Annotated in this window: 13 protein-coding genes and 1 tRNA gene; 8 read left to right on the forward strand and 6 right to left on the reverse strand. The window is 67.6% G+C overall.

Going from position 1 to position 15,513, the window contains the following annotated elements:
* Positions 1–309: 309 nt before the first annotated feature.
* Both AC1RQF_RS22400 and AC1RQF_RS22405 read left to right on the forward strand, forming a co-directional pair.
* Positions 310–1,890, forward strand: coding sequence for an amino acid permease (locus tag AC1RQF_RS22400; protein ID WP_492872976.1), 1,581 nt, complete (start codon positions 310–312; stop codon positions 1,888–1,890).
* A gap of 144 nt (positions 1,891–2,034) precedes the next feature.
* A complete protein-coding gene (locus AC1RQF_RS22405) occupies positions 2,035–3,303 on the forward strand; it encodes an NAD(P)/FAD-dependent oxidoreductase (RefSeq protein WP_492872977.1) in 1,269 nt (422 codons plus the stop codon).
* A gap of 3 nt (positions 3,304–3,306) precedes the next feature.
* On the opposite strand, the gene AC1RQF_RS22410 is transcribed toward AC1RQF_RS22405, so the two are convergent.
* A complete protein-coding gene (locus AC1RQF_RS22410) occupies positions 3,307–4,224 on the reverse strand; it encodes a LysR family transcriptional regulator (protein WP_274002381.1) in 918 nt (305 codons plus the stop codon).
* A gap of 135 nt (positions 4,225–4,359) precedes the next feature.
* On the opposite strand from AC1RQF_RS22410, the gene AC1RQF_RS22415 reads away from it, so the two are divergent.
* The 3 genes from AC1RQF_RS22415 to AC1RQF_RS22425 all read left to right on the forward strand — a co-directional run bounded on the left by AC1RQF_RS22415 (position 4,360) and on the right by AC1RQF_RS22425 (position 9,473).
* The gene (locus AC1RQF_RS22415; protein ID WP_274002383.1) at positions 4,360–5,397 is read left to right on the forward strand and encodes a DUF1338 domain-containing protein; all 1,038 of its coding nucleotides are present in this window, start codon (positions 4,360–4,362) and stop codon (positions 5,395–5,397) included.
* Between the two features lies 1 nt (position 5,398).
* Positions 5,399–8,371: an FAD-binding and (Fe-S)-binding domain-containing protein gene (locus AC1RQF_RS22420; protein ID WP_492872978.1), complete on the forward strand. Its 2,973-nt coding sequence runs from the start codon at positions 5,399–5,401 to the stop codon at positions 8,369–8,371.
* 388 nt (positions 8,372–8,759) lie between these two features.
* Positions 8,760–9,473 carry a hypothetical protein gene (locus AC1RQF_RS22425; RefSeq protein WP_492872990.1) on the forward strand — a complete coding sequence of 238 codons (714 nt, stop codon included), beginning with the start codon at positions 8,760–8,762 and terminating at the stop codon, positions 9,471–9,473.
* 150 nt (positions 9,474–9,623) lie between these two features.
* On the opposite strand, the gene AC1RQF_RS22430 is transcribed toward AC1RQF_RS22425, so the two are convergent.
* A tRNA-Pro gene (locus AC1RQF_RS22430) sits at positions 9,624–9,700 on the reverse strand.
* Positions 9,701–9,836: 136 nt separating this feature from the next.
* Between AC1RQF_RS22430 and sixA the strand changes: the two genes are divergently transcribed.
* Together sixA and AC1RQF_RS22440 are read left to right on the forward strand one after the other, a co-directional pair.
* Positions 9,837–10,298 (forward strand): phosphohistidine phosphatase SixA, encoded by a 462-nt coding sequence (gene sixA, locus AC1RQF_RS22435; protein WP_492872979.1) that lies wholly within the window; start codon positions 9,837–9,839, stop codon positions 10,296–10,298.
* 151 nt (positions 10,299–10,449) lie between these two features.
* Complete coding sequence (locus AC1RQF_RS22440; RefSeq protein WP_274002388.1) at positions 10,450–11,262, forward strand: GNAT family N-acetyltransferase; 813 nt, start codon at positions 10,450–10,452, stop codon at positions 11,260–11,262.
* Between the two features lie 195 nt (positions 11,263–11,457).
* On the opposite strand, the gene AC1RQF_RS22445 is transcribed toward AC1RQF_RS22440, so the two are convergent.
* A complete protein-coding gene (locus AC1RQF_RS22445; protein WP_274002390.1) occupies positions 11,458–11,628 on the reverse strand; it encodes a hypothetical protein in 171 nt (56 codons plus the stop codon).
* Between the two features lie 182 nt (positions 11,629–11,810).
* On the opposite strand from AC1RQF_RS22445, the gene AC1RQF_RS22450 reads away from it, so the two are divergent.
* A complete protein-coding gene (locus AC1RQF_RS22450) occupies positions 11,811–12,002 on the forward strand; it encodes a hypothetical protein (protein ID WP_492872980.1) in 192 nt (63 codons plus the stop codon).
* 19 nt (positions 12,003–12,021) lie between these two features.
* On the opposite strand, the gene AC1RQF_RS22455 is transcribed toward AC1RQF_RS22450, so the two are convergent.
* The 3 genes from AC1RQF_RS22455 to AC1RQF_RS22465 form a co-directional block, all read right to left on the reverse strand.
* The gene (locus tag AC1RQF_RS22455; protein ID WP_492872981.1) at positions 12,022–13,374 is read right to left on the reverse strand and encodes an MATE family efflux transporter; all 1,353 of its coding nucleotides are present in this window, start codon (positions 13,372–13,374) and stop codon (positions 12,022–12,024) included.
* A gap of 9 nt (positions 13,375–13,383) precedes the next feature.
* Positions 13,384–13,704, reverse strand: coding sequence for a DUF2288 domain-containing protein (locus AC1RQF_RS22460; protein ID WP_274002395.1), 321 nt, complete (start codon positions 13,702–13,704; stop codon positions 13,384–13,386).
* A 75-nt stretch (positions 13,705–13,779) separates the two neighbouring features.
* Positions 13,780–15,402, reverse strand: coding sequence for an acyl-CoA synthetase (locus AC1RQF_RS22465; RefSeq protein ID WP_274002397.1), 1,623 nt, complete (start codon positions 15,400–15,402; stop codon positions 13,780–13,782).
* Positions 15,403–15,513 lie beyond the last annotated feature (111 nt).

Consider the following 15,513-nt stretch of genomic DNA (forward strand, 5'->3'; position numbering starts at 1 on the left):
CCGTTTTCAACCCGCGAACGCGCACGCGACCCGCGCCTTCACCCCGCCGTCGACAGTTGATGATGAACATGCATCAACTAGTTCCGAAATGTCGTTTGGCGCTTCTTTTTTTTAATCAATACACTTTGTTCGGCGTCAAGGTCTGTGGCACAAGCAGCCGGCGTTTTTCGGCCGCGCTTTTCGCATGCGGCCGGCTCAGCGATGAAGGCGGCGCGCACGTCGGCCGGTCGGGGCATTCCAGCCGCTGGCGGGCGCAGCAGAACCAGGCGTGCACCGTCATCCGAGACAAACATGGAGACAGCGCACCTCATGCGTTCACAACCCGAGCAGCATTCCCGGGATTCATCCGACCCGCGTTCCAGGGCGCCCGTTCTCCATCGCGGGCTGCAGGCTCGCCATCTGCGCATGATCGCGATCGGCGGCTCGATCGGCACGGGGCTGTTTGTCGCCACGGGCGCGTCCATCTCGCAGGCGGGGCCCGGCGGCGCGATGGTCGCGTATCTGGTGATCGGCGTGATGGTCTATTTCCTGATGACGAGCCTCGGCGAAATGGCGGCCTTCATGCCCGTGTCGGGTTCGTTCGCATCTTACGGCGCGAAATTCGTCGACGAAGGCTTCGGCTTCGCGCTCGGCTGGAACTACTGGTACAGCTGGGCCGTGACCATCGCGGTCGAACTGGTCGCCGCGCAGCTCGTGATGCACTACTGGTTTCCGCAGGTGCCGGGCGTCTGGTGGAGCGCGCTGTTTCTCGCGCTGATCTTCGCGCTCAATGCCATGTCGGTGCGTGGCTTCGGCGAGGCGGAATACTGGTTCGCGTTGATCAAGGTGCTGACGGTGATCGCGTTCATCGCGATCGGCGTGCTGATGATCTTCGGCGTCATGCAGGGCGGCCCCAGCAACGGCTTCGACAACTTCACGCTCAAGGACGCCCCGTTCGTCGGCGGCTGGGCCTCGATCCTCGGCGTCGCGATGATCGCCGGGTTCTCGTTTCAGGGCACCGAGATGATCGGCGTCGCGGCGGGCGAGGCGGAAAACCCGGGCACCACGATTCCGCGCGCGGTGAAGCAGATCTTCTGGCGCATCCTGCTGTTCTACGTGCTGGCGATCTTCGTGATCGGCATGCTCATTCCCTATACCGACCCCAGCCTCCTGAAAAGCAACGTGACCGATGTGGGCGTGAGCCCGTTCACGCTCGTGTTCCGTCATGCGGGCCTCGCGTTCGCGGCCGGCGTGATGAATGCGGTGATCCTCACCGCGCTGCTCTCGGCCGGCAATTCCGGCATGTATGCGTCCACGCGGATGCTCTACAACCTCGCGGTCCAGGGCCGCGCGCCCAAGGTGTTCGCGAAGGTCTCGCGGGGCGGCGTCCCGCTCAATGCGCTGTATGCGACGACCGCGGTGGGCGCGCTGTGCTTTCTCACGTCGCTCTACGGCGACCAGACGGTGTACCTGTGGCTTTTGAACCTGTCCGGGATGGCCGGCTTCATCACGTGGCTCGGCATCGCGATCAGCCACTATCGGTTCCGCAAGGGTTTCGTGAAACAGGGCTATCGCCTCGAACAGCTGCCGTACCGGGCCAAGCTGTTCCCGTTCGGCCCGATCCTCGCCGCGGCGCTGTGCGCGCTCGTCACGGTCGGTCAGGACTATCAGGCGTTTCTGGCCGACAGGATAGACTGGGTGGGCGTGGCCGCGACCTATATCGGCCTGCCGCTCTTTTTGGCGATCTGGATGGGCTATGCGCTCGTGCGCAGATGCCGCCTGGTGCGCTACGAAGAGATGGAGATCGCGCCCTGGATCGCGCGCCAGGCGGCGAGCCGCGTCGAGGCCGAGCAGGGCGGCGACCACCTGGGCCAGGTGCCCGCGCCGGCCAAGGTGGCGCCTTACGCGTGATCCGGCGCCTCAGGCCGTGACCGCGGCGCGGGCGGGGCAGTCGGCTGCTCCATCGGCGCGCCGCGACAAGGATGCGAGGCAGGCGCCGTTTTCGCGGAGCCGATGCGCCCGCATCCATTTTCTCGTTTCTCGAAGTCAGATCGCATGCAAAACTTTTACGAATCCACGGTTGCGCGTTCACCTTATCCATCGCTGAGCGGCACGCTCGACGCGCAGGTCTGCATCATCGGCGGCGGTCTCGCGGGCCTGAACACCGCGCTCGGGCTCGTCGAGCGCGGCGTGCGCGACGTGGTGCTGCTCGACGGCGAACGCGTCGGCTTCGGCGCCTCGGGGCGCAACGGCGGCTTCGTGTTCGGCGGCTACAGTCTCGACAATGGCGACCTGCTCGGCACGCTCGGTCAGGACCGGGCGCGCCACCTGTACGGCCTGACGATCGAGGCCGTCGATCTGATCCGCGCGCGCATCGCCCGCTACGGCATCGATTGCGACCTCGTCGATCGCGGCGTCATGCTCGCGAACTGGTTCGACGATCCGTCGAGGCTCGATGCATTGCGTACGCTGATGAAGCGCGATTTTCGCGTCGAGTGGGAGCCGGTGGCGCGGGATGCGCTGCGCGCGCGGCTGAAAACCGCGCGTTATCACGGGGGGCTTTTCGAACCCAACGCGTTTCATTTTCATCCGCTGAAATACGTGCTCGGCGTGGCGAACGCCGCGGCGCAGGGCGGTGCGCGCCTCTACGAGCAGTCGCCCGCGCGCGCGATCGAGCGCGACGGTGCGGGCTTCGTCGTGCGTACGCCGAATGGCGTCGTGCGCGCGAAGGACGTGGTGTTCGCGTGCGGCGGTTATGCGCGCGGCGTGTCGCCGCGCATCGAGCGCGCCGTGCTGCCGATCGCGACCTACGTGATCGCGACCGAGCCGCTCGGCGCGCGCCTCGCCGATGCGATCGACGCGCCTTATGCGGTCTACGACACGCGTTTCGCGTTCGACTATTACCGTCCGCTCAAGGACACGCGCATCGTGTGGGGCGGACGGATCTCGGTGCTCGACCGCGGTCCGGAGGCCATCGCGAAGCTGCTCAAGCGCGATCTCGCGCGCGTGTATCCGCAACTCGCGGACGTGAAGGTCGAGTACGCGTGGGGCGGATTGATGAGCTATGCGCGGCACAAGATGCCGCAGATCGGCCGCGACGCGGACGGCGTCTGGCACGCGATCGCCTTCGGCGGGCACGGCATGGCGCCCACCACGGTCGCCGGAGAGGCGCTCGCCGACGCCCTGGTGCAGCGCCGGCCGTTGCCGGACGGTTTCGCCGCGTTCGGCCTGACCCGCACCTTCGGCCTTGCCGGGCTCGCGGCCGCGCAACTCACGTACACGGCTTTTCAAGCCCGCGACGCGCTCGCGGCATACCGGCGCTGACGGCTATTGCGGCACGCCGGCGTAGTCGGCGGCCTGTTCCAGCAGCCAGCCGCGAAACGCCTCGAGGGGTTTGCCGTGGCTGAATTCCGTCGGATAGACGAGATAGTAGGCGGCATCTGAATTGGCATGCCGGGCCACGGGCGATTCGAACGGAATCACGAGGCCCAGATGCTTGAGCTGCCCTTCGACGAGGAACCTCGGCACGAGCGCGATGCCGAGCCCGGCCGCCGCGCCGGCGGTGAGCATCGTATGCAGCTCGTAGCGGATGCCTTGCATCGTCGCGTTGTCCTCGACCCCCAGCGACGCGAACCATTGCGACCATCCGTGAGGCCGCGTGGTCGAGTGGAGCAGCGGATACGCGAGCAGCTCGTGCGCTTTCCGGATCGGCTTCCTCAACAGCGCCGGCGAGCAGACCGGCACCACCTCTTCGCCGAACAGGTAATCGGACGTCGTGCCGGGCCAGGTGGGCTTCCCGTAGTGAATGGCGGCCTCGAAGTGCGATTCGCTGAACGAAAACGCGTCGGTGCGCACGCCCATGTTGATCCGCACGTCGGGATTGCGCTCGGTGAAATCCTTCATGCGCGGTATCAGCCATTCGGAGGCGAAGGTCGGCAGGACCGCCAGCTCCAGATAGCCGCCGCCGCTGCCGTGCACGACGATCGAGAGGGTGTCCTTATCGAGATGTTCCAGCGAGCGGCGCACCTGCATGCCGTACAGCTTGCCGGCGCGGGTCAGCACCACGCGCTGCTTGGCGCGCACGAACAGGCGCACGCCGAGACCCGATTCGAGCGTGGCGATCTGCCGCGATACGGCGCTCTCCGTGAGAAACAGCTCCTTTGCCGCCTGCGTGAAACTTTCATGCCGCGCGGCCGCTTCGAACGCGATCAGCGCACTCATGTTCGGGATTCTGAATTTACGCACGATAGTTCCAAAAACTCATCGACTGTCGATTTTATGTCACTTTACGACAAGCCCGGCATTTTGAATAATCCGCCGACGTGATGCACCGGATGGAACGCGTTGCAAGCCCGATTGACGGTGATCTGAGAGGCGGTGATGAGAAATTCGAATGTTGAAAATCTGTTGCATGGCGTGCTCGGCGCGGAGAAAACCGGGCGGTTGTTTGCGGCGCTGAATATTCCCGCGCTGCTGCGGGAATGGGAGGCGGGCGTGGTCACGCGTGCCGAGCTGGCCCAGGCGATGAACATGGTGCTTTTCGAGGATTTGCTCGACCGCTCGCCCAACGGCCGGCGCTACACCGACGACGCGATCGCGCAGGGCGGTTCCGTGTACTTCGACCACGGCGCGCTGCGGACGGTGCGCTGGGCGCAGTGCGGCGCGTTGCCGCCCGGCGAGGCCGCGTTCACGCGGATCCTGCTGCCGCTCGGCTTCAAGCTCAACGGCCGCTATCCGCTGGACCCGCTCGGCATGACGGGCCGCGCTTATGTGCACGAGGACGCGCCGGACGAGATCGCGCAGTTCTTCGTCAGCGAGCTGCATCCGGAGCGCTTCTCGACGGCGTTTCAGCAGGCCGTGTCCAATGTGCTCGGAGCATCGCGCGATCCGCTCACGCCGCTGGCGTACGCGCAGCTTGCCGAGCTGGCGCGCGACGGCTGCCTGCCGCTCGACGCGGCGCGCGCGTTGCTGCCCGTGCTCGTCGGCGCATTTGCGCGTCAGCACGACGCGCCGGGCGTCGGCGACTACGAGACGCTGCTGCGCGAGTCGGCCGAGATGGCCTGGATCGCGACGGAGGGCAATGCGTTCAACCACGCGACCGACCGCGTGGCCGACGTGTTCAAGCTCGCCGACGACGAGAAGGCGAAGGGGCGCCCGATGAAGCCCGAGGTCGAGCGCTCGCGCTCCGGCCGCGTGTTCCAGACCGCCTATCGCGCGGACCGCGTGCTGCGCGCGCTGCGCCAGAGCGACGGCGCGATGGTGATGCGGGAAGTGCCGGGCTCGTTCTACGAATTCATCACGCGCAAACGCATGTTCAATCAGGCGACGCGTCAGTGGGAAACCGATCTGCGCTTCGACGCCGGCAATGCCGCCGGCATCTTCAAGATGACGGCCGGTACGGCCGACAGCGGGGCGTGAGTTGAAAGCCGCCACCCCGTTCCAAGCCGGTGAGCGCCTGCTCGAACACGTGCAGGCCGATTTGCGTCGCGCGCTGCGCGGCGAAGTGCGCTTCGATGCCGGTTCGAAGGCGCTCTATGCGTCGGACGCGTCGAATTACCGGCAGATCCCGCTCGGGGTCGTCGTGCCGGCCGACGTGGAGGATCTCGTCGCCGCGGTGGACGTGTGCCGGCGCCACGACGTACCGTTCCTGACACGCGGCGGCGGCACCTCGCAAAACGGCCAGTGCGTGAACGTGGCGGTGGTGGCGGACACGAGCAAGTACGTCAATCGCGTCGTTTCCCTTGACCCGGTCGGCAAGACGGCGCTCGTGGAGCCCGGCGTGATCTGCGATGCGCTCCGCGACGCGGCCGAACGACATGGCCTGACCTTCGCGCCCGACCCGGCCACGCACAGCCGCTGCACGCTCGGCGGCATGATCGCGAACAATTCCTGCGGCGCGCATTCGGTCATGGCCGGCAAGACGGCGGAGAACGTCGAGGCGCTGGAGATCCTGACGTACGACGGCGCGCGCTTCTGGGTCGGCCCGACGAGCGAAGGCGAACTGGACGCGATCATTGCCGAGGGGGGCCGTCGCGGCGATATCTATCGGCGTCTGCGCGAACTGCGCGACCGTTATGCGGATCACATCCGCGGCGCGTTTCCGCGCATCAAGCGCCGCGTGTCGGGCTTCAATCTGGACCAGCTGCTGCCGGAGAACGGCTTCAACCTCGCGCGCGCGCTCGTCGGCACCGAAGGCACCTGCGCGATCACGTTGCACGCGAAGGTGCGGCTCGTGCATAGCCCGGCGCATCGGGTATTGCTGCTGCTCGGCTTCAAGGACATCTACGTCGCGGCGGACGCGGTGCCGCATTTCAACCGCTTCAATCCGATCGCGATCGAGGGCCTGGATCGCGGCATCGTGCGCGGTTTGCAGGCGCGCGGCCTCAAGCACGAGGAAATCGCCTTGCTGCCGCGCGGCGATGCGTGGGTCGTGCTCGAGTTCGGCGCGGATTCGGCGGCGGCCGCGACGCTTCAGGCGCAGGCGGCGGCGCGCCATTTTCTCGCGGGAGCGGCCGGCGAGGACGTGTCGGGCTTCGTCGTCACGGAAAAAACGCAGCAGCAGAAGATCTGGTCGATACGCGAGACGGGCGCATCGGCGGTCGCGCTCTCGATCGACCCCGGCACGCCCGACCCGATGGTGGGCTGGGAAGACGCCGCCGTCGATCCGGCGCGGCTCGGCGACTATCTCCGGGCGTTTCAGGCGCTGGTGGACCGTTACGGCTACGAAACCTGCCTGTACGGCCATTTCGGCGACGGGTGCGTGCATGCGCGGATCACGTTCGACGTCCGCACGGCCGAGGGCATTCGCAAGTGGCGCGGATTTCTTCGCGAGGCGGCGCAACTCGTCGTGGATTTCGGCGGTTCGCTGTCCGGCGAACACGGCGACGGGCAGGCCAAGGCGGAATTCCTGCCGATCATGTACGGCCCCGAGATCATGCAGGCGATGGAGGCGTTCAAGGCGATCTGGGATCCGGCGAATCGGCTGAATCCGGGCAAGGTCGTCAACGCCTATCGCGTCGACGAGAACCTGCGCATGGGGCCGTCCTACAAGCCCGTGACGCTGACGACGAAGCTGCGCTTCGAGAGCCCCGAGGGCGACGGCATGCCGCGCGCGCTCGAACGCTGCATCGGCATGGGGAAGTGCCGGTCCCTCGACGGCGGCACGATGTGCCCGAGCTTTCGCGCGACGCGGGAAGAGCGTTTCTCGACGCGCGGCCGCGCGCATCTGTTCTGGGAGATGCTGCAGGGCGAGGTCATCACCGACGGCTGGAACAGCGGGGAAGTCAAGGAGGCGCTCGACACGTGCCTCGGCTGCAAGGGCTGCAAGTCCGACTGCCCGACGCATACCGACATGGCGTCGTACAAGGCGGAGTTTCTCTCGCATTACTACGAGAACCATCGTCGGCCGCGGCAGGCGCTGTTCATGGGAAGAATCGGACAGTGGGCGCCGTGGGCGAGCCGCTTTCCCCGGCTGGCGAACTTCGCGATGACTGCGCGGCCGCTGGCCGGCATCGGCAAATGGGTGGCGGGCGTGGCCGCCGAGCGCAGCCTCCCCGCGTTCGCGCCGAAGTCGTTCAGGGCGTCGCGCGCCGGCCAGCGCGCGGGGCGCGAGGCGGGCCCGCATGGGGCGCGCCGGAAGGTGATCCTCTGGGTCGATACCTTCAACGATCATTTCTCGCCGCAGATTGCGGCCGCCGCGATGGAGGTGCTGGAGCGCCTCGGCTGTGACGTGGTGGTGCCGCCTCGGCGGCTCTGCTGCGGCCGCCCGCTCTACGACTACGGTTTGCTGGACGAGGCGCGGGCGCTGCTGTCCGGGATCGTCGAGACGCTCGCGGACGACATTCTCGGCGGCGTGCCGGTGGTTGGGCTGGAGCCGGGTTGCCTGTCGGTGTTCAAGGACGAGTTGTTGAAGCAGCTTCCGGACAACGATCTCGCGCGGCGACTGTCACGGCAGAGTTTTCTCTTTTCCGACTTCGTCGCGCAGATCCCGTTCGATTGGCCGGCGCTCGACGAGACGGTCCTGGTGCATGGGCATTGTCACCAGAAGTCGCTGTTCGGCATGAAGGGCGAAGCCGCGTTGCTGGACAAGCTGGGGGTGCGCTGGACGCTGCTCGACGCCGGCTGCTGCGGCATGTCGGGGTCGTTCGGCTTCAATGCGGACCACTATGCGCTGTCGATGAAGATCGGCGAGGACGCGCTGTTGCCGCTCGTGCGGCAAGCGCCGCGCGAGACGCTGGTGGTGACGAACGGGTTCAGCTGCCGCGAGCAGATCGCTCAGGGGGCGGGGCGGCATACGCTGCATATCGCGGAGCTTGCGCTGCGCGCGCTTGCGGAGGGGCGGGCGGGGCCGTCCGGACGGAGATCCGGTTGTGTCGAGGCGGCGGCGGTGTAATCGCCGTCGGTCATCCCGGGGCGCGGAACGACGGTCTCATGTGCGCTTTATCGCAAAGATGCCGGCTGAATCCGGGCGGCAGCGCGTGGGGATGCGGGCGATGCAATCGATTTCGGCGCGCGGTTGGCATGGGGCGTCACTGTACGGCAGATGGCCGGTCGAAGGCGTCGATGCCTGCGTCAATGCCACTCACGCAAAGCGCCGCGATCACGCCGGCAAGGATGAGTTAGCCGGGCGATCCATCGATCGAATGCCCTGGCTGGCGGATAACGCGGGATGCCCCTGTGTCGCCAAGGTCGGAACATGGGGCCGGCGGCCGGTTTCAGCCGGAATGGTCTGGCCGAATCGTTACAATGGCCCCGATGAGCGCCTCCTCCGACAACATCGCATGCAAAACAGACTGACCTCGTATTTCTGGAGCGGCGACGTCATCCGCAGTCGACGTTTGAGCGACATTGTTTTGTCCGGCGCGCTCGATGTCCCGATGCCCTCTGCGCGCGTGCTTGCGGATTGGAAAAGAGAGACTTCGTCGCGGCTCGTGCTGGAGCCGGGGGATGTCGAGGTCATGCCTCTGGCGCGGACGCAGGCGCGCTGGCCGGACTACACGCGCTGCGTGCAGGCAATGAACGACTGGACCGGCGCGCTTGGACTGCCCGGCGTGCTTGCCGCCAGTGAGGTCGCCTTGATGGCCTGTCGAGGCGCGAGATATCACCACGACGGCGGGCAATATGGCGGCGCGGCCTTCTGCAATCTCTTCCTGAGCGAAGACTTGGGACTGGACGTGCATTTTCCCTCTACGGGGCGTCGCATTCCCCTGACCCGGGGAACCGCCGTGCTGTTCGATCCCAGTCAGCCGCATGGCGTCATTCGGCGGGGCAGCGACGGTTTCGACGCGGCCGATTTCGCATCGGACCAGGATTGCATCCAGATCTTCCTGACCTGGGAGCTTCCCATCGAGGACGCCCGGGTTGGGCGAGTACTCGAGGTGGCCTACGACGCCGAGCCCTCGATCCCGCCACACGTGGACGACGAGCAAGTCTGGTTGAACGACGGGCCCGCCGCCGTGTGCCCGGAGACGGGTCGCTGGTACAGGGTGGATTGAGGGCTGGCGGGATCCGCCCGGTAGGAGACCGGCGGATGTGCTGACGAAGCACGCGGAACGAGGGCGGTCGAGCCGCGAGAGGCTTCGCGGCGGCGCCTCGGAAAAAGGAAAGGGGTTACAAGCCAATGACTTGTAACCCCTTGATATCCTTGGTCGGAGCGATAGGATTCGAACCTACGACCCTCTGATCCCAAATCAGATGCGCTACCAGGCTGCGCTACGCTCCGAGGAATCGGCAATTCTAGCGTCAATGATATATAAAGGTCAATCATCAGACGCACGACGCGACCCGAGGCCGGCAGGCGAGGGCGCGCAACCCCGACGCAAGGTCGGCTTATCCCACCGATTCCGGAGCCTCTCCCCATGATGAACCTGATCCTCTGGCGCCACGCCGAAGCGGAAGACTCGGCGCCCAGCGATCTCGCGCGGCAGCTGACGACGCGCGGCCGCAAGGACGCGCAAGCGGTCGCCAAGTGGCTGCGCGCGCGCATGGAAAGCAGCGCCGTGATTCTCGCGAGCCCCGCCGCGCGCACCGTGCAGACCGTGGAGGCGCTGACCGACCAGTACCGCACGGTGCGTGAACTGGCGCCGGGCGGCAGCGTTGCCGACGTCCTCACGGTCGCGGGCTGGCCCGACGGCATTGCGCCCACGGTACTCGTGGTCGGCCACCAGCCGACGCTCGGCGCGGTCGCCGCGCGCCTGCTCGGCGGCGTGGACGACAGCTGGTCGTTGCGCAAGGGCGCGGTACTGTGGCTCGCAAGCCGCACGCGCGACGGTGGCCGGCAGGCGGTGCTGCGTGCGGCGATCTCCCTCGATCTGATTTGATTACGGTCGATCAAACGGCATTTCAGGCATTCTGCTAAAGTCAATTCGGCGACACGTCATCGAATAGACACCGTTTTGCCACGCAAGCTTCACGGCCGGTTACTACATTGGCGTGCATGTCGTCTCCTTTCTTACGACCAGGAAAGCCTACATGCGAGAACTGCCGACGCCCACGCTCCCCTTTGCCTCGCTGCCTCTCGATCTGCCGCGTCGCCGTTTGCCCCGCGCCGCGGAAACCGTCACCTCCGAATATCGTCTGCGCGCCGCGTGGGCGCGCAGCGAAGACGAGCTGCGCGAAGCGCAGCGGCTGCGCCACCACGTGTTCGCCGACGAGATGGGCGCACAGGTCAGCGGCCCCGCGGGCCTCGATGTCGATTCGTTCGATCCGTATTGCGATCACCTGCTGGTGCGCGATCTCGACACACTGAAGGTGGTCGGCACCTACCGGGTGCTGCCGCCGCATCAGGCGGCGCGCATCGGGCGCCTGTACGCGGAAGGGGAGTTCGACCTGTCGCGCCTGACTCACCTGCGCGCGAAGATGGTGGAAGTCGGCCGTTCGTGCGTGCATCGCGACTATCGCAGCGGCGCGGTGATCATGTCTCTGTGGGGCGGCCTCGGCGCCTACATGATGCAGAACGGCTACGAGACGATGCTCGGCTGCGCGAGCGTGTCGATGGCCGATGGCGGCCATTACGCGGCGAACCTGTATCAGTCGCTCGGCGATGCGTTGACCACGCCCGAGTACCGCGCGTTCCCGCATACGCCGCTGCCGGTCGACGAGTTGCAAACCGGCGCGAAAGTCGCGCCGCCCGCGCTCATCAAGGGCTACCTGCGTCTCGGCGCGAAGATCTGCGGGGCGCCCGCGTGGGATCCCGATTTCAACTGCGCGGATTTCCTGACGCTGTTCCGGCTCTCGGAGATCAACGCCCGTTACGCGCGTCACTTCCTCGGCGAAACGCAGTAAGGCGGATTCCGGTCGCGCGCGGCGCTGTCGCGGCGCGCGCCGGATCGCCGGTCATGTCGATCCATGGGCAACGCGCGGGGCGCGTGTTGCCCGGTTGCCGCGCGGTCACTGCCGCATGCGCATTGCCGCGGCGAGACCGGACGCGCGGCGTCCGGTGCCGGTCGTGACGGATTGGGAATGCGGCGCGCGTCAGTGTCAGTGTTTGCGTCGCCAGTCGAGCAGATGGTGCTCGGCCATCCAGTGATGAATCATGCCTTCGCCGCCGTGCGCTCGCTTGTATTCGCGCGATTCGAACACGGACAGGCCGACGAGTACGCCCAGCCCAATAGCCAGGCCGATCAGGCCCGCAATCGATTCGGTATCCATGGCAGCCCTCCTTTCCGCGGCTTCAGCGCCATCCCTTGATAGTAGGTCAGGCCGGGCGGAATGAAAGCGGGCCGGATCGTGGCGACACGGGCGTCCGCTGCCGGCGGGCGCGATTTCCATTAGACTCCCCGGGCTTGTCGCGGCCGCATGTCGCTGTCGCGCTCCCGTTCACAGGATGTTTCATGACCCGTTTGATTCTCGTCGCGCTCGCGGCGGCCGCGCTGGCCGGCTGCGCGAGCGATCCCCGCGCCGCGCATCGCGGCGTTCCTCCGCAGGATCCCGTCGATTATCACGGCGTGCCGACCGACATGACGCCGCCGTCGATGCTGGGCGAGCCTGCGCCGACGGCGCCGGCCGTGCCGGCCGTGCAATAAGAAGGAAGGCGCGCGCGGCTCAGTCGCCGCGCGCGATCGAACGGTCGAGCGCGGGCAGGTGGCGTGCGAGCGTCGCGCCGCGCGCGGCCATGAAGATCAGCAGCGCGATCCACAGGCCGTGATTGCCGAATGAGCCGACCAGTGCGAAGGTCGCCGCGACGAAGATCGCGAGCGAGGCGGCCATCGAGCGCATCAGCGCGCGGGTCTCGGTCGCGCCGATGAACGCGCCGTCGAGCAGGAAACCCCACACCGAGATCACCGGCGACACGGCCGCCCACGGCAGGTAGCGCTCGGCGACGCGGAGCACGCCGGGCTGATCGGTCAGTTGCGCGACGATCCAGTGCCCCGCGCCCCAATACACGAGTGCGAAGGCGAGCGCGCCGCCGCCGGCCCACAGGCTCGCGACGCGCAGCGACTGGCGGAACGCGCGGCGATCGCGCGCGCCCTTGGCGGCGCCGACGAGCGTCTCGGTCGCGTGTGCGAAGCCGTCGAGCGCATAGGCCATGAAGGTCTGAAAATTGAGCAGCAGCGCGTTCGCGGCGAGCGTCGCGTCGCCCTGGCGCGCGCCGAGATGGGCGAACCAGCCGAACGCGGTCAGCAGGCACAGGGTCCGGATGAAGATGTCGCGGTTGAGCGTGACGAGCCGGCGCAGCGCGCCCCGATCGAGGAGCGTGGCGAGCGTCGGGCGCGGCAGGCCGCGCGTGCGCTGACGCCACAGGATCAGCGCGCCGAGCGCGAAGCCCGCGACGTCGGCGGTCGCGGTCGCGGCGCCGATGCCCGCGACGCCCGTGTTCAGCCGATACACATACAGCAGTACCGCGCCGATGTTGACCACGTTGATGAAGATCTGGATCACGAGCGCGAGCCGCACCCGCTGCACACCGAGCAGATAGCCGAGCAGCACGTAGTTGGCGAGGGCGAACGGCGCGGCCCAGATCCGCGTCTGCGAATACGCGAGCGCGGAGGCGCGCACCGCGTCGCTGCCGCCCAGCAGGGCGAACGCCAGGGCCAGCAACGGGGTTTGCAGCGCGAGCACCGTGCTGCCGAGCACGCCCGCGAGGATCAGGGCGCGCAGCACGTTGAGACGGATCGCGACGGCGTCGCCCGCGCCGTGCGCCTGCGCCACGAGGCCGGTCGTGCCCATCCGCAGGAAACCGAAGCCCCAGTAGACGAAGTTGAAGAACAGCCCGCCGAGCGCCACGCCGCCGAGATACTGCGTGCCGTCGAGGTGACCCGCGACGGCGGTGTCGACCGCGCCGAGGATCGGCTGGGTCAGGTTCGCGAGGATGATCGGCAGCGCGAGCGCCAGGACGCGGCCATGCCAGCGGGCGGCGGTGCCCGGCGCGGGCGCGGACGGAGAGGGGACGGACATCGCGCGGGCTTACGCGCGTTCCTGCACGCACACCCACGGCGAGACCACCACCGCCCACAGCTCGGGCGTGCGGGCCGCGAAGTCCTGGGCGGCGTCGGCGGGCATGCGCTGGACCAGCCCGGCGGACAGCCAGCGGGTGACCTGGTCCTTGTCGTCGCTCGCGATCGACTCGGCGACGCTGACGAGATCGAGGTCGCGGGCGACCAGGAGCAGCTTGCCCTGGGCGAAGAAGCGTTCCAGATCGCACCAGTCGATCTTCGCGGTTTCGCCGAGCAGTTGGGCGTAGAGCGGACTGTGCGAGGCGTCCGCGGAAGTTTCGTTTGAAGCCATGACTGTCGTGGGGAAAATAAGTGGCGCCACTATAAACCATCGTGCCGGCCTCCGCGCCGGCCGCGGCGGCGACGCTCACGCGTCGCGCAGCGCGCGCCGGATGATCTTGCCCGTCGCCGTCATCGGCAGGCTGTCGACGAACGCGACCGCGCGCGGATACTCGTGCGCGGCGAGCCGGGTTTTGACATGCGCCTGCAGGGCCTGCACGAGCGCCTCATCGGGCGCATGGCCCGGGTTGAGCACCACGAACGCCTTGACGATCTCGGTGCGGACCGGGTCCGGCACGCCGACCACGGCGGCCATGCGCACGGCCGGATGCGTGAGCAGGCAGTCCTCGATCGGCCCGGGGCCGATCCGGTAGCCGGCGCTCGTGATCACGTCGTCGTCGCGGCCGACAAAGCGGATGAAGCCCGCCGCGTCGGCGACGCCGATGTCGCCCGTCAACAGGTAGTCGCCCGCGAACTTCGCGTGCGTCGCGGCGGGGTTGTGCCAGTAGCCGCTGAACATCACCGGGTCGGGCGCGCGCACGCCGATATGACCGGGCGTGCCGGCCGGCAGCGTGCGGCCGGCCGCGTCGACGATCGCGACTTCATGGCCGGGCGCGGCCTTGCCGATCGCGCCGGGCTGCCGCTCGAACAGCGCGGCGCAGGACGACACCACCACGTTGCATTCGGTTTGTCCGTAGAACTCGTTGATGGTCACGCCAAGCGCATCGCGCCCCCAGGCGATCAATTCGTCGCCCAGCGTTTCGCCGCCGCTCGCGACCGCGCGCAGCGCCAGGGCGAAGCGTTCGCGCGGGCGTTCGACGCCGCGCATCAGCTTCAGCGCGGTCGGCGGCAGGAACGCGTGCGTGACGCCGTGCCGCGCGAGCAGGTCGAACGCGGCTTCGCCGTCGAACTTCTCGAAGCGGCGCGCGAGCACCGGCACGCCGTGATGCCACGAGGGCAGCAGCACGTCGAGCAGGCCGCCGATCCAGGCCCAGTCGGCCGGCGTCCAGAACAGTCGCGCATCGCGCGGAAACAGGTTCTGCGACAGCTCGACGCCGGGCAGGTGGCCCAGCAGCACGCGGTGCGCATGCAGCGCGCCTTTCGGCTTGCCGGTGGTGCCCGACGTGTAGATGATCAGGGCCGGATCGTCGGCGGCGGTATCGGCCGCGGTGAAGTCGGGCGATTCGGCGTCGAGCACGGCGTCGAACGACAGCACGCCGGGTTCGGCGAGATCGGGGGCGTCGTCGATGCAATAGACCGTGGTGAGCGCGTGCAACTGCGCGCGCAGCGGGGCGATCTTCTCGTAGCCGGCGCGATCGGTGACGAGCGCGACCGCGCCGCTGTCGGACAGGCGGAACTCGAGCGCGTCGGCACCGAACAGCGCGAACAACGGCACCGCGATCGCACCGAACTTGTAGGCGGCGAGATGCGCGATCGCAGTTTGCGGCCCTTGCGCGAGGAAGATGCCGATCCGGTCGCCGGGACGGATGCCGGCGCGCGCGAAACTGTTCGCGAGCCGGTTGGAGGCGGCTTTGAGCGCGTCGAAGCTGAAGTGTTCGAGCGTGCCGTCGGCGCGCTCGTGCACGAGCGCGAGGCGGCCGCTGCCGTCCGCCCATTTGTCGCAGGTATCGACACCGAGGTTGTAGCGCGCGGGAATCGACCAGGCGAAGCCGGTCGACAGATAATCGTAATCTTGGGCGTCGGGCAGCATGACGGCGGGTCTCCGGTGTCACTGTTTTCTATGAACATTACACCGGATCGTCATGCCATTCAGGCGATAGTGCGCGCGTATCCGAGGCCGGCCTCGATGCAAGAATTTTGA

The sequence above is a fragment of the Burkholderia sp. GW821-FHT14F03 genome, from assembly GCF_058803765.1.